Here is a 26279-nt window from a genome sequence, read left to right on the forward strand (position 1 = left end):
GGGGGTCCTTCCCGTGCGGGATGGCATGTGTCGTCATGTATATGACAAGCACTCGCCGTGGGGGAGCGGGGAGAGGGTTTGGTTCTGTATGCGATTTAAGAAGTGAACCAACACCGTGTCAAGACTCTGGTACGGACCATACTTCTTGCATCCACCCGGCGATTGGGCGGCCGGGACGGGCGCCCGCGCGGACACCCGTCCCGGCCGCGGCGCGATCAGTGCGCGGTTGTCGTACCGGGCAGAGCTGCCCGCACCTCGGCGGCCGCCGAGACCAGGTTCTCCAGCGAGGTGCGGACTTCCGGCCAGCCCCGGGTCTTCAGACCGCAGTCGGGATTGACCCACAGCCGTTCGGCGGGAATCGCTTCGAGCCCCTTACGCAGCAGAGCCGCCGCCTCGTCGGCGCTCGGTACCCGTGGGGAGTGGATGTCGTACACGCCGGGACCGACCTCCCGCGGGTAGCCCGCCGAGGCCAGCTCGTCGGCCACCTGCATATGGGAGCGCGCCGCCTCCAGGCTGATCACATCGGCATCCAGGTCGTCGATGGCCCTGAGGATGTCCCCGAACTCCGCGTAGCACATATGCGTATGAATCTGGGTCCGGGGGCGTACGCCACTGGTGGCCAGCCGGAACGACTCGGTGGCCCAGGCCAGATACCCGGCGCGATCGACGGCCCGCAGTGGCAGCGTCTCGCGCAGCGCGGGTTCGTCCACCTGGATGACCGAACTGCCCGCCGTCTCAAGGTCGTTCACCTCGTCCCGCAGTGCGAGGGCGACCTGGCGCGCGGTCTCGCCGAGCGGCTGGTCGTCTCGGACGAAGGACCAGGCGAGCATGGTGACAGGACCGGTCAGCATGCCCTTGACCGGACGGGCGGTGAGCGACTGCGCGTACGCCGTCCAGCGCACCGTCATCGGCTCCGGGCGGGAGATGTCCCCGGCCAGGATCGGCGGCCGGACATACCGGGTGCCGTACGACTGGACCCAGCCGTGCCGGGTGGCGAGGTAGCCGGTGAGCTGTTCGGCGAAGTACTGCACCATGTCGTTGCGTTCGGGTTCGCCGTGCACCAGCACATCGAGGCCCGCCGTCTCCTGGAACGCGAGCACCTCCTGGATCTCTGCCTCGATGCGCTTGTCGTACGTGACGGTGTCGATGCGTCCGGCCCGCAGATCTGCGCGTGCGGTGCGCAGCTGGGTCGTCTGCGGGAACGAACCGATCGTGGTCGTGGGCAGCAACGGAAGCCGCAGACGCTCGCGTTGGGCCACTGCCCGCTGGGGATACGACGCTTCGCGGCGCCCGTCGGACTCCGTGACGGCCGCGGCCCGTGCCCGGACCGCCGGGTCATGGGTGATCGCCGAACCGGCCCGCGAGGCCAGATCGGCACGGTTCGCGGCGAGTTCGGCGGCGATCGCGTCCGTACCCTGTGCGAGGCCCCGAGCCAGGGTGGCGATCTCGACGGACTTCTGCCGGGCGAAGGACAGCCAGCGCGCCACCTGCGGGTCGATGTCACGCTCGGCGGTCGCGTCGAGGGGGACGTGCAGCAGGGAGCAGGAGGCCGCCACATCGACGCGGCCGGCGAGGCCGAGCAGGGTGCCGAGCGTGGTGAGAGACTGCTGGTAGTCGTTGATCCATACGTTGCGCCCGTCGACGACCCCGGCGACCAGCCGCCTGCCCGGCAGACCGCCGACCGCGGCGAGATCCCGCAGATTGGCGGCTGCCGGACCGGTGAAGTCGAGCGCGAGCCCGTCGACCGGCGCCTTCGCCAGCACGGCGAGGGCCTCACCGAGCCGGTCGAAGTAGGAGGCGACGAGGAGCTTGGGCCGGTCGGCGAGCGCACCCAGGTCGCGGTAGGCGCGCGCGGCGGCGTTCAGCTCCGCCGGAGTGCGGTCCTGCACCAGGGCGGGCTCGTCGAGCTGCACCCACCGGGCACCGGCCGCATGCAGATCGGCCAGCACCTCGGCGTACACCGGCAGCAGCCGGTCGAGCAGCGTCAGCGGCTCGAAGTCGGCGGCGACGCCCGGAGCGGGCTTGGCCAGCAGCAGATAGGTCACCGGACCGACGAGCACCGGCCGAGGGCTGAGCCCGAGCGCCAGCGCTTCCTCGAACTCCGCGACCTGCTTGGTGGAATCGGCGGCGAAAACGGTGTCGGGGCCGAGCTCCGGCACCAGGTAGTGGTAGTTCGTGTCGAACCACTTGGTCATTTCGAGCGGCGCCACGTCCTGCGTACCGCGCGCCATCGCGAAATAGCCGTCCAGCCCGTCGGTTTCGACGGCTTCGCGATGCCTGACCGGTACGGCACCGACCATCACGCTGGTGTCCAGCACATGGTCGTAGTACGAGAAGTCGCCGGTCGGGACCTCGTGGATGCCGTCGTCGGCGAGCCGGCGCCAGTTGGCGCGGCGGAGGTCTGCGGCGGTCTCCCGGAGTGCGGCTGCGGTGACGCGGCCCTTCCAGTACCCCTCGACGGCCTTCTTCAGCTCCCGGTCGCCCCCTTGGCGGGGATAGCCGTACACGGTGGCCCGGGTTGCCGCGGCTGCGGACTTGCTGGTCACGGAACTCTCCTTCGCGAGCGTGTGTCCTGATACGACCCCGGGACGTATCGAAGGCGCGAAGGGATGACGGACCGGGCGGAACCGCAACGCCGTACCGGCGCGCATGCCCTGCCCGATATGTACGCCGACCCGCCCACGAGGTCACCGAGATCACCGTGTGCGTCCGACGCGCACGGGCAGTGGCAGGTCTTCGGACTCGCGGGCACATCTCGTGTACGAGACACCTACTGGCCGTCGCTTCCCGAACCCGTATCGGGTCCAGTGCTTGATGACGGCGGTCGTTCCCACTCACCGCTGCGGGGCAGTCCCGGATTCCCACCGGGTTCCCTCTTGCGACGCGCCTGTCTGGCGGACAGGGCGAACCAGCTGCACCACCACAGTAGGCGCTGACCGGCGGCGGCGGCACCTCAGTTGTTCATGCAGTGTGGGCCACGGGAGTACGTCAGTCCCCCGGAGCGGGGGACAGCGGCTGCCCACAGCGCAGGTTCCACCGCCCGGACCGGCCGCTGAGCCCGGTCAGTGTCAGCGGGGCGACGTCCAGCCGCCAGAATGCCTCCGTCGGCAGAGCGAGCGCCCGTACGATCACCGCCCGCACCACCGCAGGCTCGACGACCCCCAGCACACGGCCGCCCTCCTCGCCGTACAGGGACTCCACGGACTCCAGCCAGCGGCCGGCCCGGGCGCAGAACTCCAGCAACGATTCGCCGCCGTGCGGAGCCGCCGAAGGATCGGTCATCCAGGCCGAAACCGCCTCCGGCTCACTCCCGCTCACCTCCGCCAGCCGCTGCCCGCTCCACCGGCCCATGTCCCAGCCACGGAGCGTGAGTTCGGGCTCTGCACGCAACCCCAACACGTCGGCGGTCCCCGCGCACCGCTCGGACGGCCCGCACATATACCGGTCCGCCGCGGGCACCGCCGCCGCAGCGGCCCGGGCCCACCGAGCCCCGACCGCGTCGAGCGGCGCATCGCCGTCGAAGCGGGCCTCGCGCAGCGCGGCGTTGAGCGCTGGTGAGATCAACATCACCTGTACCGTCATGACCGGGTCAACTCCCTGAACTATGGCCCCTCCAGTGCGCCCACCATGGCATCCGGGCGTTCCGGCCCCGCCGACGGCACCATGGCCGCGCCCGCTCCCAGGCGGTATGGTCGCGACGAACATGACGAAGGTGTGACGGAAGTCCGGTGAGAATCCGGCACGGTCGCGCCACTGTGAACCCGTACCCGTACGGGAAGTCAGACCCGGCACCTTCGTCTCAGGCACCACGATCGGGACGCGTGTTCCCTCAGGAGGTTCTGTCATGGCACAGATTGCTGCCCCCGCCACCGCCGTACCGGCGATCACCCCCATCTCCCTGAAGGCCATTGCCCCTTGGGCGGTCTTCTTCGGCATCCTCATGCTCGTACTGCTGTACTTCGTCGGTGCCGAGCAGGGCGCCACCGCGGTCATCTCCGGCGAAGGTGTCCACGAGTGGGTCCACGACGGCCGCCACCTCCTCGGTTTCCCCTGCCACTGACGTACCGTCCGATCCAGGGGAAATCCTCATGAACTCCATATCTGTCAGAGCTCTGCTCGTCCGCGGCATGCTGGCCGGCCTCGCCGCGGGCGCGCTCGCTCTGGTCGTCGCCTACTTCCTCGGCGAGTCCCGGGTGGACGCGGCCATCGCTCTCGAAGAGGCGCACAGCCATGACCACGGCGGCGGCGAGGAACTCGTCAGCCGTACCATGCAGTCCACCGCCGGCCTTGCCACCGGTGTGCTCGTCTTCGGCGTGGCGATCGGCGGCATCGCCGCGCTCGTCTTCTGTTACGCCCTCGGCCGGATCGGCAGATTCGGCCCGCGGGCCACGGCCGCCCTGATCGCGGGCGCGGCCCTGCTGACGGTGTACATCGTGCCGTTCCTGAAGTACCCGGCCAACCCGCCGGCCGTCGGCAACCCCGACACCATCGGCCAACGCACCGCCCTGTTCTTCCTGATGGTCGCCCTCAGCGTGCTGTTGGCCGTCGCCGCCGTCATCCTCGGCAAGCGGCTGGCTCCCCGCCTGGGCACCTGGAACGCGACGATCGCCGCATCCGCCGCCTACGTCCTCGTGATCGGGCTCGCGTACGCGTTCCTGCCCTCGTTCAACGAGGTCGGAAAGGACTTCCCGGCCGGCCTGCTGTGGGAGTTCCGCCTGGCCACGCTCGCCGTGCAGGCCACTCTCTGGATCACCTTCGGCCTCGTCTTCGGCTGGCTGACGGAACGGCTTCTCGTGCCGAGGGCCGACTCCGTCAGGACCGGAAACGGCGCGGCGAACCGGGCAGCCACCGCGGCCGGCTGACCGACGCACCGCTGCCCAACAGAAGACATCGGAACCCGCCGGGAGCTTCCCGGCGGGTTCCGTCGTCCTGCCCTGCGCAGTCCCGCCCGGAGGGATGAGCGGCTGCGGGCTCTCTACTCCTCGGCCTGCCGGCTCCAGTCGATCCGGTAGTGCTTCAGCAGCGCGTCCTCCTTCACCAGGCGCATGCCGACGGCTGTCATGACGTGCTGGGAGGCGAGGTTGTCCAGGTCGGTGTCGCCGTGCACGCAGCTCACACCCTGGTCGCGGGCGAACAGGAGCAGTGCGCGCAGCGCCTCGGTGGCGTAACCCATTCCCTGCGCCGAGGGCACGAGGCCGTAGCCGATCGTGACGTGCCCGTTCTCGTCCGGAGCGCCATGGAATCCCAGGCCGCCGATCACCTCTCCGTCCTCGCGGCGGCGTATTTCGTACGAACCGAAGGGGCTGGGATCACCTGTCGTCGCGCATGTGCCGAGGAAGCGCTCGGCCGCGGCCATCTCGCCGGGGGACGGGTATCCGGGCGCCCAGTGGGCACCGTCTCCCGGCTTGCCCGCCATCACCTGCAAGGCATCGGAGGCGCGCATCAGGCGGAGGAGGAGGCGGGGAGTCTCAAGGTCGGTCATGACCGACCGAAGTATCACGCGGGGCGGGTGGAAGGCATCCGGATTGTCCGACGGGAGCGTCCGAAGCGGGGCGGGGACTCTGGTGGGGCCCTGCTGAGGCCTTGCAGGGCCCGGGGTAGCGCTGAACGTAGCGCTGTTACGCGAGAAAGGTAGCATCGATACTGCGTTGGTGTTAGCGTTGCTCTCGTCCGGTTACGGAATCCACCGGCCCACCTGAAACAGGGAGCACCGTCATGAGCGAGCAGAAAACCACCACGTGCCGGGTGGCGATCGTCACCGGAGGATCCCGGGGCATCGGCCGCGAGAGCGCCGAGCGACTGGCGTCCGAGGGATTCGCCGTCGTCATCAATTACGCGGGCAACCAGGCCGAGGCCGAGTCGGCGGTTGCGGCGATCACCGCGGCGGGCGGGCAGGCCATCGCCTTCCGCGCCGACGTGGCCGACGAGGTCGCGGTCTCGGCACTCTTCGACACGGCCGAGGAGACCTTCGGCGGAGTCGACGTGGTCGTGCACGCGGCCGGCGTCATGACGCTGGCGCCGCTGGTCGACACCGATCTGGACGCGTTGGACCGGATGCACCGCACCAACATCCGCGGGACGTTCGTCGTCGACCAGCAGGCGGCCCGCCGCCTGCGCAAGGGCGGGGCGATCATCAACTTCTCCAGCTCCGTGCTGTCGCTGGCCATGCCCGGCTACAGCGCCTACGCCGCCACCAAGGGCGCCGTCGAGGCCATGACCCTGATCCTGGCCCGTGAGCTGCGCGGGCGGGACATCACGGTCAACGCCGTGGCCCCCGGACCGACCGCCACCGCCCTGTTCCTGGACGGCAAGGACGAGCAGACCATCGCGAAGCTGGCCGGTCAGGCACCGCTGGAACGGCTGGGCACCCCGCAGGACATCGCCGAGGTGATCTCCTTCCTCGCCGGTCCGGCCCGCTGGGTCAACGGCCAGGTGCTGCGCGCCAACGGCGGCATCGTCTGAGCCGCCGCCACGACACGGCCCCGCCCACCCCACTTTCCGCACACCCCAGGAGGACAGCCATGAGCAGGACCATCGTGATCACAGGGGCGGGCTCCGGCTTCGGAGCGCTGGCCGCACGCGCACTGGCCGCTGCCGGACACACCGTCTACGCGGCCATGCGCAACACCACCACGCGCAATGCCGACCGGGTCGCCGAAGCGGCGCGGTACGCCGCCGAGCACGGCGTGGACCTGCGTACCGTCGAACTCGACGTGCTCTCCCAGGAGTCCGCCGACGCCGCCATCGCCACGATCCTGTCCGAAGCCGGCCGCCTCGATGTGATCATCCACAACGCCGGGCACATGGTCACCGGCCCCACGGAGGCATTCACCCCCGAGGAGCTGGCAGCGGTCTACGACACCAACGTGCTCGGCACCCAACGCGTCAACCGCGCGGCCCTGCCGCACCTGCGGGCCCAGGAGAACGGCCTGGTCCTGTGGATCGGCTCCACCTCCACCAAGGGCGGCACCCCGCCCTACCTGGCCCCCTACTTCGCCGCCAAGGCCGCCATGGATGCTCTCGCCGTCTCGTACGCGGCCGAGCTCGCCCGCTTCAACATCGAGACCAGCATCGTCGTGCCCGGCTCCTTCACCTCGGGGACCAATCATTTCGTCACCGGCGGGCACCCCGCCGACCAAACGGTCGTCCCGGACTACGAGGAGCGCTACGAGGGTCTGATGGACCAGGTCTCCCAGCGCCTGGCCGCGCTGGCGCCGGCCGATGCGGATGTGTCCCAGGTCGCGGACGCGATCGTGGCCGTCGTCGAAACCGAGCACGGCAAGCGCCCTTTCCGCGTCCATGTGGACCCGGCGGACGACGGCAGTGAGGCCGTGAGCGCCGTCGCCGACCGGATCCGCGCCGAGTTCCTCACCCGGATCGGCCTCGACGATCTCCTGACCCCTCACGCTTGATAGCGTCCGTGCGATGAGCACACGAGCACGAATCCTGGAAGTGGCGGCGCGCCTGGTCGCGGAGTCCCCGAACGGGGACATCTCCACCCGGGCCGTGTGCGAGGCCGCGCAGGTGGGGGCTCCGGCGCTCTACCGCCACTTCGGTGACAAGGAAGGCCTGCTGTCCGCGGTGGTGGACCATGGCTTCGACAAGTACCTTGCGACGAAGCGGCAGCGCGGCGAGAGCGTGGACCCCGTCGAGGATCTGCGCAACGGCTGGGACAGCCACGTCGAGTTCGCCCTGCAGAACCCCAATCTGTACCGGCTGATGAATTCGCCGGCCATGCGTACCCCGCCGGCCGCGGCTCTGGAGTCCCACCGGATTCTCACCAGGGACCTGGAACGGGCCGCGGCTGTGGGCAAGCTGCGCCTGGCGCCCGAACTGGCCGCGCAGATGGTGATGTCGGCCAATGTGGGCGTGGCGCTGATGCTCGTCGCCCGCCCCGCGACCTTCAGCGACGCGGGCATGTCACGGCGGGTACGCGACGCCGTGCACGCGGCGGTCTTCACCCCGGACGTGACCGCCGCCTCGGCCGACGCGGGCGGCACGAGGGCCGGCGTGTCCGAGGCCCACGTGCCGTCCACCGCGGCCCGGCTGAACGCGCTGCTGCGGCAGTCGCCGGATCCGGCACTCAGTGCGGCCGAGGGCACCCTCCTGACGGAATGGCTGGACCGCCTGTCGAACGCCCCGGGCGGGCGTTAAAGCCCTGCCCGGTCCGCATCGGAGCCGAAGTCCCCGGAGAACGCCGCAGCCATTCGCAGATGGCCGGTCGCCTCCGCGCTCCGCCCCTGGCGCTCAAGCGTGCGGCCGAGCATCAGCCGCGCGTAGTGCTCCACCGGATCGCGCTCCAGAACCGCCCGCAGCTCCGTCTCGGCCCTGCCGAGCCGAGCCGAGTGGTAGTAGGCCCGGGCCAGCAGCAGACGCGGGGAGACCTGCTCCGGCGCCTCCTCGACCAGGCCTTCCAGAATCCGGGCCGCAGTCATGTACTCCTTCGCTTCGAAGAACATCTGCGCACGGTCCCAGCGGTCGGCGGCCGTACCGAACTCGAAATAGGTGTCGCTCACTTGACCTCCTCGTCCACGGACCGTCCCCGGACCCGCCCTACGCTGACCGGCTCACGCTCAGCCATCCGTCAGCCATCCTTCAGTCACCCGAACATGGCACACTGGTTGAATATTCCACTAAATTATCGGCGTGGGTACCGGCACCCCGGGCCCGCACGGGAATAGGTTGAGCGCCATGAGCAATCTCGATCGCCAGGCCACACTCTCCGTCTGCGGAGGACGGGGCTTCGTCGTCGCCGAGCCCGTACGTGAACTCCTCACCCCTCGCCATGTCCGGCTGGGCGAGTCCACCGAGGTCCGCAGACTGCTGCCCAATCTGGGCCGCCGGATGGTCGGTGCATGGGCCTTTGTCGATCATTACGGACCCGACGACATCGCCGGCGAGCCCGGGATGCAAGTACCGCCTCACCCTCACATGGGCCTGCAGACGGTCAGCTGGCTGCACGACGGCGAGGTCCTGCACCGGGACAGCCTTGGCAGTCTCCGCACGATCCGCCCACGCGAGCTGGGACTGATGACCTCCGGCCGGGCCATCAGCCACTCCGAGGAGAGTCCGAAGTCGCATGCGAGGTTTCTGCACGGCGCCCAGCTCTGGGTCGCCCTGCCGGACGCCCACCGTCACGTCGAGCCGCACTTCCAGCACCACACCGAACTGCCGGCCGTCACCGCCCCCGGCTTCACCGCCACCCTGATCCTCGGCGAACTCGACGGCGTCACCTCGCCCGGCACCACGTACACCCCGATCGTCGGCGCGGACCTGGCCCTGACCAGCGGCGCCGAGGCCCGCCTGCCGCTCGACCCGGACTTCGAGTACGCGGTGCTCTCGATGTCCGGCCAGGCCGAGGTCGACGGCGTGCCCGTGCTGCCCGGTTCCATGCTCTACCTCGGCTGCGGCCGCACCGAACTCCCCTTGCGCGCAGACACCGACGCGGGCCTCATGCTCCTCGGTGGCGAGCCCTTCGAGGAGGAGATCGTCATGTGGTGGAACTTCATCGGGCGGTCCCACGAGGATATCGCACAGGCGCGTGCGGACTGGGCGGACGGTGCCCGGTTCGGGGAAGTGTATGGCTACGACGGAGGCCGACTCCCCGCTCCTGAACTGCCGCCTGTGGCGCTGAAACCGCGGGGAAGGGTGCGCTGAGCTGCACTGATGTGGCCGGGTTCGGGCGCGCTCCTGGTCGCGGCAGCTCGGTCCCATGCTCAGAAGCGGAATCGGTCCAGCGCTTCTCCGGAAGCTTCCGCCGCACGTGCCCGGGATTCCAAAGTGTGGTCGTGTGTGAGTAGCTTTAGTAGACCTAATGCTGACCCAATGCTGACTTTACTGACGAGGTGTCAGGCGCTGTCGGGTCATGACCTGGCTGGTCTGCTGTCTGTGATGAGCAGGCTGGGCCCTTGGGGCTGGGGCCCAGCCTGACTCCTGGCGGTGGAGCGAGCGCGCGGGTGCTTGTGCACGGCCTACCGGGGGCGGGGGTTTCGCCTAGAGGAAGCAGGGCGTTGTGGTGATCCCACAATGCTGACCCGTCTGCTACCCCGGGGTCATAGGTGATGACGGGGCGGTCGTGAAGTCACTACCCATGCCGCCCAACGCGTCGTTGGTGATGTCGGAGTGAAGTGGATTCTTACGAGTTGCCGCACGATAACGATGCGATCTTGATCGTGTGGGAGCCCGCGACTTGTGTGCTGGTATTTGGCGATGCTGGCCTGACAGGATCGGCTCGTGATCAAAACCTCGGTGACTATGCGCGAGCTCGTTGTCAGTGACCGCCACGCTGTACATGCCTTCGCCAGCCTGCCGGAGGCTTGCCGCTACCAGGCATGGGGGCCGAACACCGAGGAACAGACGCGGGACTTCGTCCAAGGCGCGGTGGATGCCCGGTTGCAGTCCCCGCAGACAAGATTCGTGTATGCGGCCCGCCTCGACGGTGAACTCGTCGGTATCGGCGAGCTGAAGGTCCGTAACCTGGCCCACCGCCAGGGCGAGATCTCCTATCTCGTGCATCCTCGGGTGTGGGGGCGAGGCATGGGCACAGCCATCGGCAGGGAACTTCTCGGCAGAGGGTTTGGGCTGATAGGACTGCACCGGATCTATGCGACCTGCGATCCACGCAACGTGGCATCGGCCCGGGTACTGGGCAAGCTCGGCATGACCCACGAGGGCCGACACCGGCACACCACGCTGATCCGGGACGGCTGGCGTGACTCCGAAGTCTTCAGCATCCTCGACCAGGAATGGGCGCACCGGCCCAGGCCTGAATGATCGGGGTATCGGTGGTCAGGCTCCGGCAGCCACCCTCGTGCCAAACGGCAGAGAGCCGCGCGGAATCATCTGGAGTGTGAAGTCAAGTTGGGCCCGCGCGGCCTGCTCCGATTCTGCCCTGTGCGGGATCTCGAAGGCACACCTGGGTGCGCTGATCACCGAGTTGGCCGGGCCGTGGACCGCAGCCCGAGACTCTGCGCCGGCCCAACGGCGTGGCCATGGCCGACTGCGGGCGGCCGGGGCTGGGCCGGATCACCGGTTGGTCTTCGTGGACCGGGTGCTGGTGACCTTGGTGGTGTTGCGCTGGGCGCTGTCGCACAGGGTGCTCGCGGCGCTGTTCGGAGTCTCGCCCTCCACAATCGACCGGGCGGTCGGCGAGGTGCGCCCGTTGCTGGCCGCTCGCGGCTTCGCGGTACCGGATCGGCCCGGGATCAGGCTCAGGACCCTTGCTGACGTGTTCGCCTATGCCCAGGCCGAGGGGATCACGTTGCGGATCGACGGTACCGAGGTGCAGGTAAGCCGCCCGAAGGCGGGGCGGCCGGGCCGTAAGGCGTTCGTGTCGGGGAAGAGGAAGCAGAACACCGGGAAGGCCACGATGATCAGCGACGAACAGGGGCGGGAGCTGTGGCTCGGGGCGATTCGCCCGGGCCGGATGCACGATGCCACCGCAGTGCGCACCGAGGGCATCGAGGAGCAGTTGCGGCTGCACCCGAACGTGAAAGCCGAAGTCGATTCCGGCTATGCCGGCCTGGCCCGCGACTTCCCCGGCCAGGTCAGCGCCCCGCCCAAGAAGCCAGCGGCGGACGCCGGGCCGTCCGAGCGCAACTTCTACGACCATACGCGCCGCCGCCAATCCCAACGGCGGATCATGGCCGAGCACGCCAACGCAGAGGTCAAACAGTGGCGGTCGCTGCAACGCTGGACCGGCGAACGCGACGACCTGCCCGAGGTCATCACAGCAATCGGCGCCCTAGTTTCCGACCGCAGCGCCAAACGCCCGACCCGGAGCAGGCCGAGCGTGGAACCCGACCTCGTCCGCGAGACGGCCTGCTGATCTACCCCCGAGTCGAACCGCCAGGCCAGTACGTCCCAAGCCCTATCGTGCGGCTACTCGTTAGTCTGCCGGTGGCTCAGGTTCGTACCTACACTGACCAAACGGCTGTCGCGCCGACCAGTTCGTTGACTCTGGACCGTGAGTGTTCCGGATCTTTCTGTTCGGTCTGCACGGATTCGTCCAGGCCGACCTCCTTGAACCGGTGGATCACGTCATGAAGTTGTTTACCTGGTGGCGCTGACCTGCGGCGTTGTGATTCTACAAACCTCTGACCTGCGCGGATGCGTCTTTCAGTGTCCTTCAGATTCGTGCTGAGTTATGCAGCCGATTCTCCCCACGCGCTCCCCAGGGCCGTCGCTACTCCCCAAATTCTCCCCAGAGGTGCCACTGGCGCAGGCACGGTGACGGGGGAGAGTTGGTTTGCCTGCGGCTCCAGGGTCAGCACACTGGGTGACTGCCGCGTCCGCTGGCCAGTGGACGCGGCAGTCAGCGGGACCGATGAGCCGCTCCCACCGGGGATACCGGAGCCCTGCCGTCGGCGGAGACAAGCGTGACGGGCATGCCGTCTCGGGAACTGCACTGGAGGCTCGTGTCCGGGATGCGGCCGCCTCAGCGCAGGCCGCATCCCGTCGACGGCTGACCAACGTGGCCAGGAAGAGGCTCAGGTCGGCGCGGGCCGGTCCCACATGGCACATGTCGTAGAAGCCGTCTTCTGGCGTCTACGTGGTCCAAGTCGGGAGCGTTTGTCCTGTTCAGGGCCTTGTGGTTCAGGAGTGTCGACGCTGTTGGTGACACGCGCGTGACAGGTGTGACCCCCCGTCGGCTTGATCCGGCGGGGGGCTCCGCGTACGGGGACGGGCCCGATTGAGCGGTGGTCGACGGGGTTTGCTCCGCTCCGGTTAGCTGTTCTGGGCTGCGAACAAGGGCGGGCTTGTCCCGTAAGTGATCTTCGAACGGGCGGGGACACGGCCGTCGGGGCGCGCATCTATCCAGCGAGGGTGAGGTTGTGCAGGCGGGCAACGCCGAGGATGGCGTGGTGGACTCCTTCTCTTTTGAGCCGGCAGTCGCGGAGGATCTTCCAGGTCTTCATGCGGGCGAAGGTGCGCTCGACTCGGGCGCGAACCTGCTTGTGGGAGCGGTTGTGTTCCTCCTCCCAGGTCGGGAGTTCTTCGCCCTTGCGGCGACGGTGTGGAACGACCAGACCGGTGCCCTGATAGCCACCGTCGGCAATCGTCATCGTGTTGCCGACGGCGGCTTTGGCGCCGGACTCCTCCCACCCTCGGGAATCGGGGTCTTCGATCTTGAGCGGTGCGCCTGCTCAGGGCCTCTGACGTTTCGTTACGCTCAGCGACGGCAGTTGGTGGCTGCTGCCGGGGCCGCAGGCGCGCCGGGAGCCCAGGGCACCACGCGGCGGGCCCTCTCCGTGACTACGGGTGCAGCTTCTCGCCCTTCGCCAGCATCGCTACGTACTTTTCGATCCGGCGCGCCCGGGTCTCGGCCTTCTTGGCGTCTTGGATCCGGTACAGGATCGCGTAGCGGTTCTGCCGGTCCAGTGTCTCGAAGAACTCCGCCGCGGCCGGGTCGGCGGTCAGGGCCGCCGTGAGGTCGTCCGGCACCGTGGCGGTCTTCGCGCCGTCGTAGGCCGCTTCCCAGCGGCCGTCTGCCTTGGCGCGGTCGACCTCGGCCTGCCCCGGGGGATGCATCCGGCCTTGCTCGATCAGGGCGGCCACCTTGTCCCGGTTGGCCTTGGACCACTTGCTGCGCGGCTTGCGCGGGGTGAACCGCTGGAGCCACCACTGGTCGTCGAGCTTGGCCTTCTGGCCGTCGATCCAGCCGTAGCAGAGTGCCGCGTCGAGCGCCTGGGTGTAGTCCAGCGCGGCGATTCCGGGGCCCTTCTTGCGAAGCTTGAGCCAGATGCCGGGCGAGACGGCGTGGTTCTCGCCGAGCCATGTCTGGAATGCCTCGGCGGATTCGAATGCGACGATCTCCAAGTCCTGAGTCACCCCAGCAGCGAACCACACCCGGCCGATTGTCATGAGGCATTCGGCACGGCCCCGGATGCGGGATGCCCGTGGGCCTGCGTGATCATCTCTGTTCTCGACGCAGAACGATCATGCAGGAGCCACGGGCCTGGTCAACGATACGACGTTGCTGCTCGACCTCGACGGGGTGTCTGTCGCGCGGGTTGAGCGGCTGGCCGACGGAAGGCGCCGAGTTCACCTGGTCACGGCCGACGAGGCAGCCAGGGCCTGCCCGGCCTGCGGGGTGTTCGCCACCCAGGTGAAGGGCTCGGCGGTGACCCGGCCGCGCGATCTCCCTTACGGCGAGAGCGGATTGGAGTTCCGCTGGCACAAGCGCCGCTGGTGGTGCCGCGAGGCCGGCTGCCTTCGCCGGTCCTTCACCGAGCAGATCCCGCAGATCCCGGCTGGTGCCAGGCTGACCGCCCGGCTGCGGGGTGCGGCCGGGCGCCGCATACGGGATGCCGGCTCCACGGTCATCCAGGCCGCCCGGGATCTGCATCTGTCCTGGCCGACCGTGATGGAAGCCTTCCGCACGCAGGCCCGCGACGGCCGATACGGATCGCGGCGTGGTAGGTGGCCGACATGTCGTTCCGCCAGATGCCCGATCACATGCCAGGCCCTGCTGCCGGCGACATGCGACGAGGGAGCCCAACATCGGTGTCTGAAGACAGAGGTGGGTTTCCGCCGACGTCCTGGCCTGGCTCGCCACTACCAGCCTGGACTGGAGAAAGGGCATCGGCCACATCGCCATCCGCGCGGCTGATCACTTCGCTCGCCCGTTCGCGCCGGCCGCGGGTCTCGGCGGTGGTGCGGCGCCTGACTACGGACAGCATTTTGTTGGCGAGCTGGACCTCTGCGGTAGCGTCGCCTCAGGGGCGACGCCGTACGAAGCCCAGGTAGGCGAAGCCTTCGCCCTCGCGCGGCGCCCGGGTCCAGGAACGGGTGGTGAACATGGGGAGGCTGCCCTGGGACAGGGCGAAACAGGGAAGCGAGATGCCCAGTTCGGCGTGCAGGGTCTCCAACAGGCGTACCTCTCGGTCAAGATGGGTGTCCGGTGAGCCGACAAATTGCGCGGGATCCAGGGTGTTGGGTATCGCACCCGAGCGCCGGATGTCGTTGCCCCGCACCGTGAACGCATAGAGTTCCACGCCGCGTTCGGCCACCGAGACATGGAATGCGGCCGGGTGATCAGCCAAGTGCCGCTGCGGCTCACGCCACACCACCACGGCGCGACCCGACGCGGAGGCGGCCGCGGCGGGGGACTGGAACAGGTGGTTGATGCCCTGTCGGGACTGGCCGTCGTAGGCGAAGGCCCACCCCTCGCTGCAGCGGCCGGCCATGACCGCGGCCCGGTCCTCCCAGAGCTCGACGCCCTCCCGCTCGTGGTTCTGCTTCAACGGCCGGTACGCCCTGGCTGCGTGCACGGGCGCACTCAGTTCGGCACCCTCGTCGCCTATCAGAGCGGGTAGGCCGGCGGGGTCGGCGCCCTCGACCCAGACGCAGCGGTACGCGTCGAACGGCCGCCCATGTATCCCGGTCGTCGTCAGCCAGGTGAGACCCGGCGGGTCGAGATCGGGCGCCGGCTCGGGAGCGGGCCCGGACTCGCCTGCGCGCGGAGTCGCGAGGATCTCTCGCCCGCGCTGCGGGGTGATCAGCGACCCCAGAACCGGATCGGCGAGCAGGCCAAGGGGCGCGAGCAGCAAAGGCCCAGGTGGTATCCACTGCGTAAGCGCGACACGCAGCATTCGCCACGCGGCATCGGTCGCTCCCCATCGGGCCGACTCCCGGGCCTCGTTGACGGCCCGGCCCCACGCACCCGGCGGCGCATAGCGATGGGTGCCGTGGCGCAGCGCGCTCAACAGGTCCTCGGCGATTTCCCGGTCGACCCCACGGGCGGCCATCATCCCCAGCCAGTGGTCGTCTCCGCCCAGTCGCCATTCGCCGGAAGCCGGTTCGATGGCCGACACCGTAAGGAGCTCGGGCAGATAGCGGGGGTCAGCCACAAGGGAGCCGTAGTCCCGCTGAGCGAGGGGAGCCGCCAGATGCTGCAACTGGTTCAGCAGAATGGCGCTGTTCGGTCGTCCGAAGGACCGCGCCTCCTCGAGCAAGGGCAGGGCCTCCTCATGCCGTCCGCGCAGGGCGAGGAGGCGGGCCTCCTCGACCCGGGCGTCCTGGGCGCGTGTGGTGGCGTTCTCGAAGTCCGGCCGCTCCACCCGGTCGCCGTGGAAGCTCCGGTACATGGCCTCCATGTAGGCACGAAACGACGGGTAGCGGTCCGGGCATTCACCGCTCCAGCCCTTGTAGATGTAGAGCGGCCACTCGCCGTGCTCGTCGCGGTCGCCCGGGTCAAGCAGAGCCAGCGTCATATCGGAGTCCGTCTCCAGGCGCAGCGATCGCTGCCACATGCCGGCGAGCAGGACTTCCTGCTCGCGCGGGTCGTCGCCCAGATTCTCTTCGTACACCTCGGTCAACCCGTACGGATCCCGGGACCAGCCGATGTCCGCGATCCCACCGAGTTGATAGACCCCGGCCGTCTGCTCCACACGCCATCCGTCGCTCGCGGCCAGGAACTGGCGGTAGGAGGGCGGCAGTCGCTTCCCCAGCCGCCTCTCGACCGTGGTGATCGCGGCCTCGTCCGCCCCTGGCCTGCCCAGCCTGACGGGACCCGGACCGCCGTCCCCGTCCTCCTCGTGCTCGGCGCGGGGAACCCACTCCTCCTGCCAACGTCCGAGGAAGTCGTGCCAGTTGAAAGACTCGTCGCTCATGACCGAGATCGTGCCAGCCACCACTGACAACGAGTCACTCAGAAGGCATACGTCGTCCGTTCTTGACGGCGGTTGGTCGGGGACGGTGCGTTGTCGGTGCCGGGCCGGCGGGGCGTGTCCCGATAGGGGCCTGCCGATTTTTGTGGCGTCCTCACGATTCTGACCGCCCGGTTGGCCCGGTACCGGCAACGCGACGCGGCCCGGAAAGACTTCTACCTGGTCAGATAGCCACAGCCAGGACCCCGCTCATAGGGGCTGTGACACGTGATGGGTCACTGAGGCCCCTGCCGGGCAGATGATGGCGGGGGCTTCAGCCTTCCTGAGCAGCGAGCGTCTGCTCCTCGATCCTGCTGCGGCGTCTGCGAACGCCTCCTTGAGGGCCCACAACGGGAGCCGCCGCGCGGCCACCCACTCGACCCGAACGCCAGCTCGTTGGTGCCCTGTCCTACAGCCGTCGAGAGGCGCCGCACTGGTGGTGAAGCAACCTGAACCAAGATGTCGGTCTCTGTGCCGCGGAATGATCGGCCGGTGTCAGATCCAGGGTGCTCCGGGAGCTGGAACTGAGCATGCTCTGTGTTTCTGGGGGGAGGGGCTGTGACGGGCGGGAGAATGGGTGGGTGCTGTCCCGGGTCCGGGCCTGACTCCTGACATCTCTGACCATTGTGTCCCGGTCTCACAGTGTCGGCCGTTGGCCGGGGACGGTGCGTTGTCGGTGCCGGGCCGGCGGAGCGTGTCCCGATAGGGGCCTGCCGTTCGTTGAGGCGTCCTCACGATTCTGACCGCCCGACGCGGCCCGGTACCGGCAACGCGACGCGCGGTCGGACCGGAAGGGGGAACGGGCATGTCCAGTACAGCGGCCATGTCCTCCAGCACGTCGCCTGCTCCGCAGCACCCTCGTCGTCGCCCTGCAGGGGGGGTGGTTTTGGGAGTGGACACGCACCGCGACGCTCATGTGGCTGCGGTGCTCTCCGTGACGGGGACGGTGCTGGCCACCGGCGAGTTCCCGGCCACTGCGGCGGGATACTGCGATCTGCTGAAGTGGGCCAGGAAATGGGGAGCCGTGCGGCGGGCCGGGGTGGAAGGGACCGGCTCCTACGGGGCGTCCCTGTCCCGCTCTCTGCTGGCCCAGGGCATAGGCGTGTTTGACGTGAACCGCATGGACCGGGCAGATCGGCGTCGGCGCGGTAAATCAGATCCGCTCGATGCCCAGAACGCGGCCCGGGCGGTGCTGAGCGGGCGGGCCCGCGCCCGGGCCAAAGCGGGCGACGGGCCGGTGCAGATCGCGAGAATGTACAGACTCACGAAGGTGTCGGCTGTCAAAGCCCGCACCCAGGCCATCAATCAGCTCAAGTCCGTCCTCGTTACTGCAGATCCCGTTTTGCGGGAAGAGCTGGCCCAACTGGGCAATGCCGATCTCTTGAGGAGCTGCGCGCGGTTCGCCGATGTGAGCGGTCACGAGGAGGTCGGTGACGAGGCGGTGCTGCAGGCCACTCGGATCACGCTGGGGCTGCTGGCTTGCCGGATCGGCCAGCTCTCCGAGCAGATCCGGGATGTGGACGCTCGTCTGGCCCGCCTCGTGAAATGTCATGCCCCGCAGCTGCTCGAGGTGGTGGGGATCGGTCCGGACACGGCCGTCGCCTTGCTGATCACGGTGGGGGACAACCCGGAGCGCCTGGATAGTGAGGCGTCCTTCGCTGCGCTGTGCGGGGTCAGTCCTGTCGAGCGTTCCTCGGGACGCCGGCAGTACCGTCGCCTCAACCGTGGTGGCGACCGTCAGGCCAATGCCGCGCTCCATCGCATCGTGTTCACCCGTCTGCGGGTCGACCTGCGCACCCAGGACTATTACGAGCGCCGGATCAAAGAGGGGAAGACCCGTCGCGAAATCGTTCGTTGTCTCAAGCGCTATGCGGACCGGGAGGTCTTCCACCTGGTCAGATATCTACAGTCAGGTCCCCGCTCATAGGGGCTGTGCGAGACGACGAAGCCCCGCAGGCACGGCCGGCGAGGCTTCTGAGCGCGTGGGCTACGACGGAGTGCAGCGTCCGACGTGGGCGAAGACTGCGGCAACGGGGTCTCCTGGCGCTTGGTTTGGTTCGCACCCCCGAGCTACCAAGAGGCCCTGCTGCCATGCGCCAGTTCTCCCGCGATCATCCGATCAGGAACCCTGTTCGACCAGACCAGCCCCGTGATCGATAAGCGGATGGCGTCTCACATCAGTCGACTTCATTGGGCCGGGCCAAGTACCTCGTCGGCGCTGCGCGGCTCTGTGCGTGGCTGCTGGTTGAGCTGGTGGCGCTCGATGGAGGATTGTCGGTAGACCTCCTTGCGGGCCCGCATGATGTTGCCCAGGGGCGCGTGCTCGGCGGTGACCCGCCAGGGCGTGAAGGACAGTGCGTCCATCTTCTCCAGATTCTCGGGGCTGGAGATGTCCTGCTGTGGCAGCCGCAGCTTGGCCACGGTGAAGGACGGCGAGGGCTGTTCGGGCCACTCGACGGTGGTGTCCTCCACCGGCATGCGTTCCAGGTCGGTGCAGAGCTGGACCTGGATGTCGAAGGCGTAGGGCCGCTCCTGCAACTCGGCTTCCAGGGCCGGTCGGAAGACCTCCGCGGCCGAGGTCGGGTCGAGGGTGTGCCGGACCACCGAGGCGGCGGAGTCCGGGTCGGGGGTGATGCGCACCTTGGCGATGTAGTCCCCGTGCCTGACCGCGCCCATCGTCCAGTAGCTCGACAGCAGCACGTTCGCCGGCGGGGTCTTCGCCACGCGCAGGAAGGCCAGGAACTCGTCCCACGCCCAGTTGTCCTGGTCCAGCGTTCCCTTTCCGGTCACGAACTCGGTGTAGAAACGATGTGCGCCGGGGCGGCCCTGGGAGAAGTAGGCCGGTGCGTTCAGGAACAGGTCCTGGATGAACAGGTAGTGCTCGATGGTGTTGCAGAAGAAGATCGGTGCGTTGATGTTGGCGTAGTCGAAGGTGCCGGTGTCCGGTTCGTCTTCCAGCAGGGTCGGGCCGGGGATGTCGAACATCTTCAGCGCCAGTCCGGTGGCGGCGCCCAGTCGCGCGTCGGCTCCGGCGTGGGGCGAGCCGTTGGAGAAGCGGATGAGGGCGTCGTGGGTTCCCGGGGTCGCGTAGATGCCCTGGGCGTACTCGGGGGGAAGCCCGGCCAGGATCTCCACTTCCCCCCGGACCAGCCCGTAGCCCTTGGCATGGGCGTCGCGCAGGGCCCGTCCGGTGCCACCGGCCTCGACCGACTCGGCGATGTAGATCCCGGTCTTCTCGATCACCGTCTGCACGTTGCGGTCGAAGCTCGGGTCATCGTCTTCGACGTCCGGCGTGTAGCGGACGAACTGTGCTGCCATGACTTCGACCTCTCCTCGGGGAGCGTGATCGGACCTCAGGGGCTGGGTCATGGGGTGGGAATCGCCCTCAGTCCTCCAGTTCGGCGAGCCAGTGCAAAGCGCGCAGACCCGGTACGAAGCAGTACTCGCCGCCGCGGGTGACCACGAAGCTGGGCAGGTTCTGCAGGCGGCGCCGGACCGGCTTCTCGGGGATGGTGATGCTGCCGGTTCCGTCGTGATGCCCGGCTACCGGGTCCTTCTCGCCGGGGTAGCCGATGAAGTTGCCGTTGTTGACCCATTCGGCCTTGATGAATTCGAACTGTCGTTCAAGGTGTGCTCCGAGGAAGACTCCGACGAGGCCCCGGTCGGCGCCGTCGTCTTCCAGCACGCCCTCGGGCAGCGGCGGGCCGTAGGTGGTGCCGCGGCGGATGAGGCGGTGCATCCGTGCGTCGCCGATGATGGTGGAATCGCGCGGGTTGGTGCGCCGGATGTGCGCACCGGCGGGGCACCGGAAGCCGCGATCGTCGTTCTCCCGGTACAGGAAGTTGTTGACGCGGTGCGGATCGGCCGCCAGCTCCGGATCGTCGTGTTCCGGGCTCAGCGTCAGCGGCGCCCCGCTGGGCCAGCGCCCGATCATCTTCGCCGCCAGGAGTGCCTCCTCCTCGGCGGCCGAGCTGTTCGCGCGCAGGAACCGGCGCCAGGCTGCCACGTTGGTATGGACCTTGCGAACGGCGGCGTAGGTCCCGTTGCGCCCCAGTACCTCGGGGCTGGGCATGGGCGGCAGATGGCCGGTTTCGTCGGGGTAGCCGAGGATGAACTCGCCTGCCTTGATCGGGGCTTCCTGCGGGTTCGAGCCGGGCAGTCCGACGCCCTCGATGTTCGGATGGCTGATGCCGTCACGGAAGCCGAAGGTGGTGCGCCCGGTCGGGAGCTGGTGGACGTCCTGCTGCCAGATCACCTGGACACCGGGCGTGTCCTCGTAGGCGGCACGGGCCCGCTCCAGCTCTTTGTCCAGCTGTCCCGTATCGGAGGAGAGGGCGCTCAACGCGATGTGGATGTCGCCCGTTCCGAACGGTGCCTCCCAGTGGGCCGGGGCGCTCTCGCCGACGTCGCCGATCAGCTCCGCGCGCGCGGCCATGCCCTCCCGGAATGCCTGCGGAAAGCTGTCCAGCGACTCCTGGGGCACCCCCAGCGCTTTCAGCCCCTGGTAGGTGAGCGCCATGGCGACCCAGGCATCCTGCTGTCGGTCCGCGCCCGGCAGACCACCCGAGACCACCGGGAGCAGCCGCCGCAGCAGGGCCCGCCCGGCATGGGGGTCATCGACGCGCAGGAGGATGTACTTCCCCTGGTAGGGCACGGGCCGTGGCCGCAGTGCCCCGCTCTGGACGTCGTCGATCTCGATGCTCACGCTGGCTCCGCTCGTGTTTACCGGCGCGTTCATGATCGCTTGTGCCTCCACATCGATCTTTACCTGGACAACTGCGGCGGCCGGCTCGCGCCCGCCAGCGTGATCCATGACGTGCCGGGGTTCACCGCCGCGGCATCGTGCACGTTGGCGCCTGCCCGCCTCATCCCGATGCGGCGTCGGGTCGCTTGGGGGTTGGTCGTGTCCGGGTTCTAGGCCGAGGCTTCTTCCAGCAGCTTCTGGAAGGCTGGCGTCTCCCGCAACTCGGCGTTCGCCGGGTTGTCCAGCATCGCCCGGAACTCGGGGGTGTCCAGCACCTCCTGGAATGCTTCGTCCACGCGTTGGTCCTTGTAGATCTGCTGAACGGTCAGATCGGGATAGGCGCTGACGAAGATCCCCGCGGGCTCCTGGTGGGCGATGAACCAGTCCTTCACCCCCGGATCGGTGACGCCAGGGAAGCCTTCGGTGTGCGAGAAGGCTTCATCGAAGAGCTTCCCGACTACCGTCTTGGCGAAGTCGTCGATGTAGTTGTCCCAGGTGCCGTCGAAGACGCTGGCGAACATGTACCGGGTGTCGTTGTCGAATATCACATGGCGTGCGTCGTGCAGGATGCCGAGCTGGCGCACCGCCTCAATGTTTCCCGCCGTGTCACCCGACCCGCTGGTGGTCTTGGCGAGAAGCTCACGCAGAGCATCCGCATGGCCCGGCTTGATCTTGGCAAAGACGGTGAACTCTGTGCATACCCCAGCCTTCCTGCCCTTGCGCTCGGTCTGAGCCGACGGGGTTGCATCTGGCGTTGCGGCCATCGTGATCCCTCCTGCCGTGGATCCGTCCGAGGGTCGCCAAGCGTACGGAGATGAGGCGCTATCGCCCTCAAAATCCTGACCCCACACGCGCTGCCTCGCACCACCGGCCATGGCACGGTCCGTGCCCGATAGACCGTAGGGGTGTACCTCGTCCGTCAGGGTGCCGCGAGAAGGCAGCCTCGGGTGCCGGCTTGCTGTCCAGTTCCGGGAAGGCAGCAATGAGAGTGGCCGGCAGGTCAAGGCCAGGGTCCTCGCGTCCTGAGAAGCTCCCGAGGACAGATCCGGAAAGGCGCAGGAAGATGGAACCGGGACGTGCCGAGTACGTCGACGTCACGTTCTCGGGCAGCCGCTTCAGCGTGGCCGTGAAGACAGCCGCGCAGCCGATCGCACAACAGCCCGTTGCGCCGCCCAGGGGGTTGTGGCACCTGCTCGCCCCAAGCCCTGCTCAACTGGATCGCCACCTTGACCCCACACGGAGGCAACCATGGGCAAAGTTCTCGGTGACATCCTGGGTTTCGCCGCCGGCGTCGCGATCAGCCCGCTTCCGATCATCGCCATCATCCTCATACTTGCGACGCCGAGGGGACGTCTCAACGGCCCCCTCTTCACCGTCGGCTGGATCCTGGGGCTCTCGGCACTGGGTGCGGTGATGCTGGCAATCGCTTCCCCCGCAAACGCCTCCGCCCATAATCACCCGGCCACCTGGGTGGGAGCCCTCAAACTCGCCCTCGGCCTGTTCCTCGTCCTCTTCGGCGCCCGGCAATGGCACCGGCGCCCAAAGGATCCCTCACAAGCCAAGCTGCCGAAGTGGATGAGCGCGATCGACCGCCTCACACCGGTCAAGATCTTCGGACTCGGGCTGGCCCTGGCCGCGCTCAACGCCAAGAACGCCCCGCTGACCATCGCCGCGGCCGCCTCCATCGGCTCAGCCGGACTGCCGGTCGGGCAGCAGATCGCATCGCTGGCGATCTTCGTCGTGATCGCCACCCTCGGCCTTCTGGCCCCACTGGGAGTTTTCCTGCTCGGGGGAGAGCGAGCCAAGACCACGCTCGGCAACTGGAAAGACTGGGCAGCTCAGCACAACGTCGCCGTGATGGCTGTCCTGTTCTTCGTTCTCGGGCTGAAACTGCTCGGAGACGGCATCTCCATCCTCACCTCCTGACCGGCTCACCCACGTGCGACGGTGTATCCGATCACAGATGTGCAATAGAGAAGGTCGGCGGAGTCTTAATGGGCGTGTCAAGCGCCGCGGGGTGCACTCAGTAGCCGAAGAAGTGAAGGGCCGGGTCTTTGACCTGCTGGTGATCACGTGAGTGCCGTTCCTGACTCGTGCAGTCGATCGAACTTTCACCTGGTGGTTGTGCTCGGCGTGCCCGATGACCTCACCGCGGATGCGGGCCCCGAGAACGGGCAGTCCCAACCCCTCGGGCATGGCAATGATCTCGGCCAGCGACACGGCGTTCGGAACTCCGTCGACCCGGATGAAGACGCCGAAGGGCTGGCGTCCGACCACCTCTCCTGCGATGGAGGCCCCCAGGGGAGAGCTGCAAGGGTCGCCGTCCGGACTTCCTCTGGCGACTGCCCCGGCACGTTGGGGCAGCGCGTTGGCCAGGTGTACTCGTCCATGGGTAGATCATGACCTGCTCAGAAGCCCGCGCCCGCTACGTTGTAAGCCTGGCAGCGCCACCTCAGCCGTCACTGCAGCTCATCCTGCCTGTGCGCTGCGACGGTGGTCACGAACGTGTGGACGCCGCTGTGCTCCTCAACTGACCGTGGCTGACCGTTCGATCTGGCACGTATCTGGCACGCGCAACGGATCCACCGGAGGCAGGGTTCGCGGTGGAGACGCCCTCAGAGCGAGCAGGTGTGTGCAACCGGGGGGCGGAGGTGTGTCAGTAGCCGGTGCCGCGCTTGACCTGGGCCCGCTCGGTCCCATGGGTCGCACCCTTGTCGTCCAAAGTGCGACACGCGTCGGCAATGTCCTGGCTCAGGCGATCGATCTGCTCGCGGCTCAGGGTCTCCTTGACCAGGGCACGCATGATCTTCACCCGCTCCGCGTTGGGCGGGAGCGTGTACGCCGGCACCATCCAGCCGCGCTCGGCCGAGAGCTGCCAGACGACGTCGGACTCGTCGTAGGCGTGCTTGCCGGCGAGACGGAAAGCGACCAGCGGCAGCTGCTCGAGGTCGCTCCCGATCACTTCGAAGCGGCCGCTGCTACGCAGGTTGTCCGCCAACACGTGAGCGTTTTCCTGCAACATCTTCATGACGTAGGTGTAGCCCTGGCGACCGAGCCGGACGAAGTTGTAGTACTGCGCGAGCACCATCGACGCGCCGGTAGAGAAGTTCAGCGTGAACGTCGCGTCGGTTTTGCCCAAGTAGTTCTCGTGGAACACGAGGTCCTTGGGCAGGTCGGACTCCTCGCGGAAGACCAGCCAGCCGATGCCGGGGTAGACCAGGCCGTACTTGTGTCCCGAGACGTTGATCGAACGGACCTGCTCGAGCCGGAAGTCCCATTTCGAGTCCGGGTAGAGGAAGGGCCACACGAATGCGCCGCTGGCTCCGTCGACGTGGATCGGGATGTCGAGGTCCCGCTCCTTGCGGACGTCCCGCAGGAGCTTGTCGATCCCGACGACGTCGTCCTTGTGGCCGGTGAACGTGGTGCCGAGGACGGCGACGACGCCGGTCGTGTTCTCGTCGAGGTGAGGCTCCACGTCCTCCGGGCCGATCGTGTATTTGCCCTCGGCCAGCGGCACGATCCGCGGCTCGACGTCGAAGTAGCGGCAGAACTTCTCCCACACGACGTGGACGTCCCCGCCGAAGATCAAGTTAGGTCGGTCGACCGACAGATTGGCCGCCTGGCGACGCTCCCGCCACTTCCACTTCAGCGACAGCGCACCGAGCATGATCGCCTCGGACGAGCCCTGGGTCCGACATCCGGTTGTCTTGCCCGGCGCGTTGAAGAGGTCGGCGAGCATGCGCACGCAACGCTGCTCGATCTCGGCGGAAATCGGGTACTCCGCATGGTCGATGAAATTGCGGTGGAGATTCTCGGCGATGATCCGTTGCGCCTCCGGCTACACGAAGCGGATGACATCACGCTCCGGCAGGGTGCTGAATGCGGCGGAAACTGTAGACGTGCGTGCCTGCCTGCGAACTCACAGGGAAGGAAATTCGCCAGTTCGTGTCCGGTGGCAGCAGACCCGGACCGTTTGCCACCGACGTTGGATCAGCGACTGCTGTTCGAGCAGTCCGGAGCCCATGCCAACGGCCTCCCGCTCCTTGGATTTCCCGGCGGAATCGTCCGGTGCCTCAAACGCTACGCTGCCCGCGAGGTGTTCCACCTGGTCAGGGCCATACAGCCGTGGCCCAGTCATAGGGGCTGTGTGAGAGAAGTGAACCCCCGTCGGCTGCTTGCGTTCTAGTGGTCGTCGCAACACCCCAGTTCAGGGGATGCGATGGACTTCGAGATCCGGAAGGTCCGCAAAGCTCAGGGGCCTATGAAGTTGCGGCGGGAGCGGGAGGAATACTTCCGGCTCGTGCGACAGGGCTGCAGCAACAATGAGGCGTCCCGGCTGGTGGGCGTCAACGAACGGACCGGCCGCGAGTGGCGCAACGGCCGGACGGACCCGAACAGGTTCCGGGCGACGGTCGACTAGGGAGAGAGCCTGAGCTACCTGCATTTCGGTGAGGGTGGCGCTGTCGCGGAGGCAGTAGTCCAGAAGATCCCGATCGTGCCTTTTTCCCTCCTCGTCCTTGCGCGCCCACTCGACGACGAGGAATTCCCAGGCTACGTAAGCAGAGGTATGTCGATCTTCGGTGCAATCTTCTGGGTCGCCGGGACACCAGCCTGCTTCCAAGGCGCTAATCGTCGCGCGCAGTACCGCGCGATCGAGCGCGCAGCGTTCCAAGAAGCGGCATTGCGAGAGAAGACGCTCTGCGGCTGCAAGGACATCAGGAGGGGGGAGGAGCTCCAGTGAGGCGTAGCGGGTTTCTACCGGGATGGCGTGCTTGGCTACGAGCGCCTGGCGTTCATACCCACCGTGAGATCATTCGTTGCCTCAAGCGATATGCCGCCCGCGTGGTCTTCAACCTGATCCGGACGGTATCCGGCGTCCCCCCGTT

21 protein-coding genes, 2 pseudogenes and 2 riboswitches are annotated in these 26279 nt (G+C 67.9%); of the genes and pseudogenes, 12 read left to right on the forward strand and 11 right to left on the reverse strand.

Annotated features, from left to right (window positions below):
- Positions 1-215: 215 nt before the first annotated feature.
- Positions 216-2546, reverse strand: coding sequence for a 5-methyltetrahydropteroyltriglutamate--homocysteine S-methyltransferase (gene metE, locus ACGFU7_RS30295; RefSeq protein ID WP_393699952.1), 2331 nt, complete (start codon positions 2544-2546; stop codon positions 216-218).
- 163 nt (positions 2547-2709) lie between these two features.
- Positions 2710-2928, reverse strand: a riboswitch (cobalamin riboswitch).
- A gap of 60 nt (positions 2929-2988) precedes the next feature.
- Entirely contained in the window at positions 2989-3582 is a 594-nt protein-coding gene (locus tag ACGFU7_RS30300) for a histidine phosphatase family protein (protein WP_393699953.1), read from the reverse strand.
- Between the two features lie 110 nt (positions 3583-3692).
- Positions 3693-3841: riboswitch (adenosylcobalamin (AdoCbl) riboswitch) on the forward strand.
- A 3-nt stretch (positions 3842-3844) separates the two neighbouring features.
- On the opposite strand from ACGFU7_RS30300, the gene ACGFU7_RS30305 reads away from it, so the two are divergent.
- Together ACGFU7_RS30305 and ACGFU7_RS30310 are read left to right on the forward strand one after the other, a co-directional pair.
- Entirely contained in the window at positions 3845-4060 is a 216-nt protein-coding gene (locus tag ACGFU7_RS30305; RefSeq protein ID WP_393699954.1) for a CbtB-domain containing protein, read from the forward strand.
- Between the two features lie 28 nt (positions 4061-4088).
- Positions 4089-4862 carry a CbtA family protein gene (locus ACGFU7_RS30310; protein ID WP_393699956.1) on the forward strand — a complete coding sequence of 258 codons (774 nt, stop codon included), beginning with the start codon at positions 4089-4091 and terminating at the stop codon, positions 4860-4862.
- Positions 4863-4975: 113 nt separating this feature from the next.
- Here the strand turns inward: ACGFU7_RS30310 and ACGFU7_RS30315 are convergent, their stop codons facing one another.
- The gene (locus ACGFU7_RS30315; RefSeq protein WP_393699957.1) at positions 4976-5482 is read right to left on the reverse strand and encodes a GNAT family N-acetyltransferase; all 507 of its coding nucleotides are present in this window, start codon (positions 5480-5482) and stop codon (positions 4976-4978) included.
- Between the two features lie 233 nt (positions 5483-5715).
- On the opposite strand from ACGFU7_RS30315, the gene ACGFU7_RS30320 reads away from it, so the two are divergent.
- From ACGFU7_RS30320 to ACGFU7_RS30330, 3 genes are read left to right on the forward strand one after another with little or no spacing between them, the layout of a single operon-like run.
- On the forward strand, positions 5716-6462 hold the full coding sequence (locus ACGFU7_RS30320) for an SDR family oxidoreductase (protein WP_393699959.1): 747 nt from the start codon (positions 5716-5718) through the stop codon (positions 6460-6462).
- Between the two features lie 59 nt (positions 6463-6521).
- Complete coding sequence (locus ACGFU7_RS30325) at positions 6522-7412, forward strand: SDR family NAD(P)-dependent oxidoreductase (protein ID WP_393699961.1); 891 nt, start codon at positions 6522-6524, stop codon at positions 7410-7412.
- 13 nt (positions 7413-7425) lie between these two features.
- Positions 7426-8154, forward strand: a complete 729-nt coding sequence (locus ACGFU7_RS30330; RefSeq protein ID WP_393699963.1) for a TetR/AcrR family transcriptional regulator — start codon at positions 7426-7428, stop codon at positions 8152-8154.
- Here the strand turns inward: ACGFU7_RS30330 and ACGFU7_RS30335 are convergent.
- Positions 8151-8516, reverse strand: coding sequence for a tetratricopeptide repeat protein (locus tag ACGFU7_RS30335; RefSeq protein ID WP_393699965.1), 366 nt, complete (start codon positions 8514-8516; stop codon positions 8151-8153). The two genes, ACGFU7_RS30330 and ACGFU7_RS30335, sit on opposite strands and share 4 nt — an antisense overlap.
- Positions 8517-8691: 175 nt before the next feature.
- Between ACGFU7_RS30335 and ACGFU7_RS30340 the strand changes: the two genes are divergently transcribed.
- The 3 genes from ACGFU7_RS30340 (at position 8692) to ACGFU7_RS30350 (ending at position 11827) form a co-directional block, all read left to right on the forward strand.
- Positions 8692-9657, forward strand: a complete 966-nt coding sequence (locus ACGFU7_RS30340) for a pirin family protein (protein ID WP_393699966.1) — start codon at positions 8692-8694, stop codon at positions 9655-9657.
- Positions 9658-10254: 597 nt separating this feature from the next.
- Positions 10255-10773, forward strand: a complete 519-nt coding sequence (locus ACGFU7_RS30345) for a GNAT family N-acetyltransferase (protein ID WP_393699968.1) — start codon at positions 10255-10257, stop codon at positions 10771-10773.
- Positions 10774-10849: 76 nt separating this feature from the next.
- The gene (locus ACGFU7_RS30350) at positions 10850-11827 is read left to right on the forward strand and encodes a transposase family protein (protein WP_393700030.1); all 978 of its coding nucleotides are present in this window, start codon (positions 10850-10852) and stop codon (positions 11825-11827) included.
- A 985-nt stretch (positions 11828-12812) separates the two neighbouring features.
- Here ACGFU7_RS30350 and ACGFU7_RS30355 read toward each other — a convergent pair.
- Together ACGFU7_RS30355 and ACGFU7_RS30360 are read right to left on the reverse strand one after the other, a co-directional pair.
- Positions 12813-13109: pseudogene (locus ACGFU7_RS30355) on the reverse strand (transposase family protein); the annotation flags it as partial.
- Between the two features lie 145 nt (positions 13110-13254).
- Positions 13255-13863 (reverse strand): YdeI family protein, encoded by a 609-nt coding sequence (locus ACGFU7_RS30360; RefSeq protein ID WP_393699970.1) that lies wholly within the window; start codon positions 13861-13863, stop codon positions 13255-13257.
- A 133-nt stretch (positions 13864-13996) separates the two neighbouring features.
- Between ACGFU7_RS30360 and ACGFU7_RS30365 the strand changes: the two genes are divergently transcribed.
- On the forward strand, positions 13997-14611 hold the full coding sequence (locus tag ACGFU7_RS30365) for a helix-turn-helix domain-containing protein (RefSeq protein ID WP_393700032.1): 615 nt from the start codon (positions 13997-13999) through the stop codon (positions 14609-14611).
- 106 nt (positions 14612-14717) lie between these two features.
- On the opposite strand, the gene ACGFU7_RS30370 is transcribed toward ACGFU7_RS30365, so the two are convergent.
- Entirely contained in the window at positions 14718-16613 is a 1896-nt protein-coding gene (locus ACGFU7_RS30370) for an SMI1/KNR4 family protein (RefSeq protein ID WP_393699972.1), read from the reverse strand.
- 928 nt (positions 16614-17541) lie between these two features.
- On the opposite strand from ACGFU7_RS30370, the gene ACGFU7_RS30375 reads away from it, so the two are divergent.
- Positions 17542-18576: an IS110 family transposase gene (locus tag ACGFU7_RS30375; protein ID WP_393699974.1), complete on the forward strand. Its 1035-nt coding sequence runs from the start codon at positions 17542-17544 to the stop codon at positions 18574-18576.
- 260 nt (positions 18577-18836) lie between these two features.
- Here the strand turns inward: ACGFU7_RS30375 and ACGFU7_RS30380 are convergent, their stop codons facing one another.
- The 3 genes from ACGFU7_RS30380 to ACGFU7_RS30390 all read right to left on the reverse strand — a co-directional run bounded on the left by ACGFU7_RS30380 (position 18837) and on the right by ACGFU7_RS30390 (position 22157).
- Complete coding sequence (locus tag ACGFU7_RS30380; RefSeq protein ID WP_393699975.1) at positions 18837-19967, reverse strand: catalase family protein; 1131 nt, start codon at positions 19965-19967, stop codon at positions 18837-18839.
- Between the two features lie 67 nt (positions 19968-20034).
- Complete coding sequence (locus ACGFU7_RS30385; protein ID WP_393699977.1) at positions 20035-21354, reverse strand: Dyp-type peroxidase; 1320 nt, start codon at positions 21352-21354, stop codon at positions 20035-20037.
- 209 nt (positions 21355-21563) lie between these two features.
- Positions 21564-22157, reverse strand: a complete 594-nt coding sequence (locus ACGFU7_RS30390; protein ID WP_393699979.1) for a hypothetical protein — start codon at positions 22155-22157, stop codon at positions 21564-21566.
- 484 nt (positions 22158-22641) lie between these two features.
- Here ACGFU7_RS30390 and ACGFU7_RS30395 point away from each other — a divergent pair, with 484 nt between their 5' ends.
- Positions 22642-23319, forward strand: a complete 678-nt coding sequence (locus ACGFU7_RS30395) for a GAP family protein (RefSeq protein ID WP_393699981.1) — start codon at positions 22642-22644, stop codon at positions 23317-23319.
- Positions 23320-24049: 730 nt separating this feature from the next.
- Here ACGFU7_RS30395 and ACGFU7_RS30400 read toward each other — a convergent pair.
- Positions 24050-25219 (reverse strand): annotated as a pseudogene (locus tag ACGFU7_RS30400) (glutamate decarboxylase); the annotation flags it as partial.
- Positions 25220-25612: 393 nt separating this feature from the next.
- Here ACGFU7_RS30400 and ACGFU7_RS30405 point away from each other — a divergent pair.
- On the forward strand, positions 25613-25813 hold the full coding sequence (locus ACGFU7_RS30405) for a hypothetical protein (RefSeq protein ID WP_393699983.1): 201 nt from the start codon (positions 25613-25615) through the stop codon (positions 25811-25813).
- Positions 25814-26279 lie beyond the last annotated feature (466 nt).

It is taken from the genome of Streptomyces sp. NPDC048473 (assembly GCF_043200155.1).
Lineage (GTDB): Bacteria > Actinomycetota > Actinomycetes > Streptomycetales > Streptomycetaceae > Streptomyces.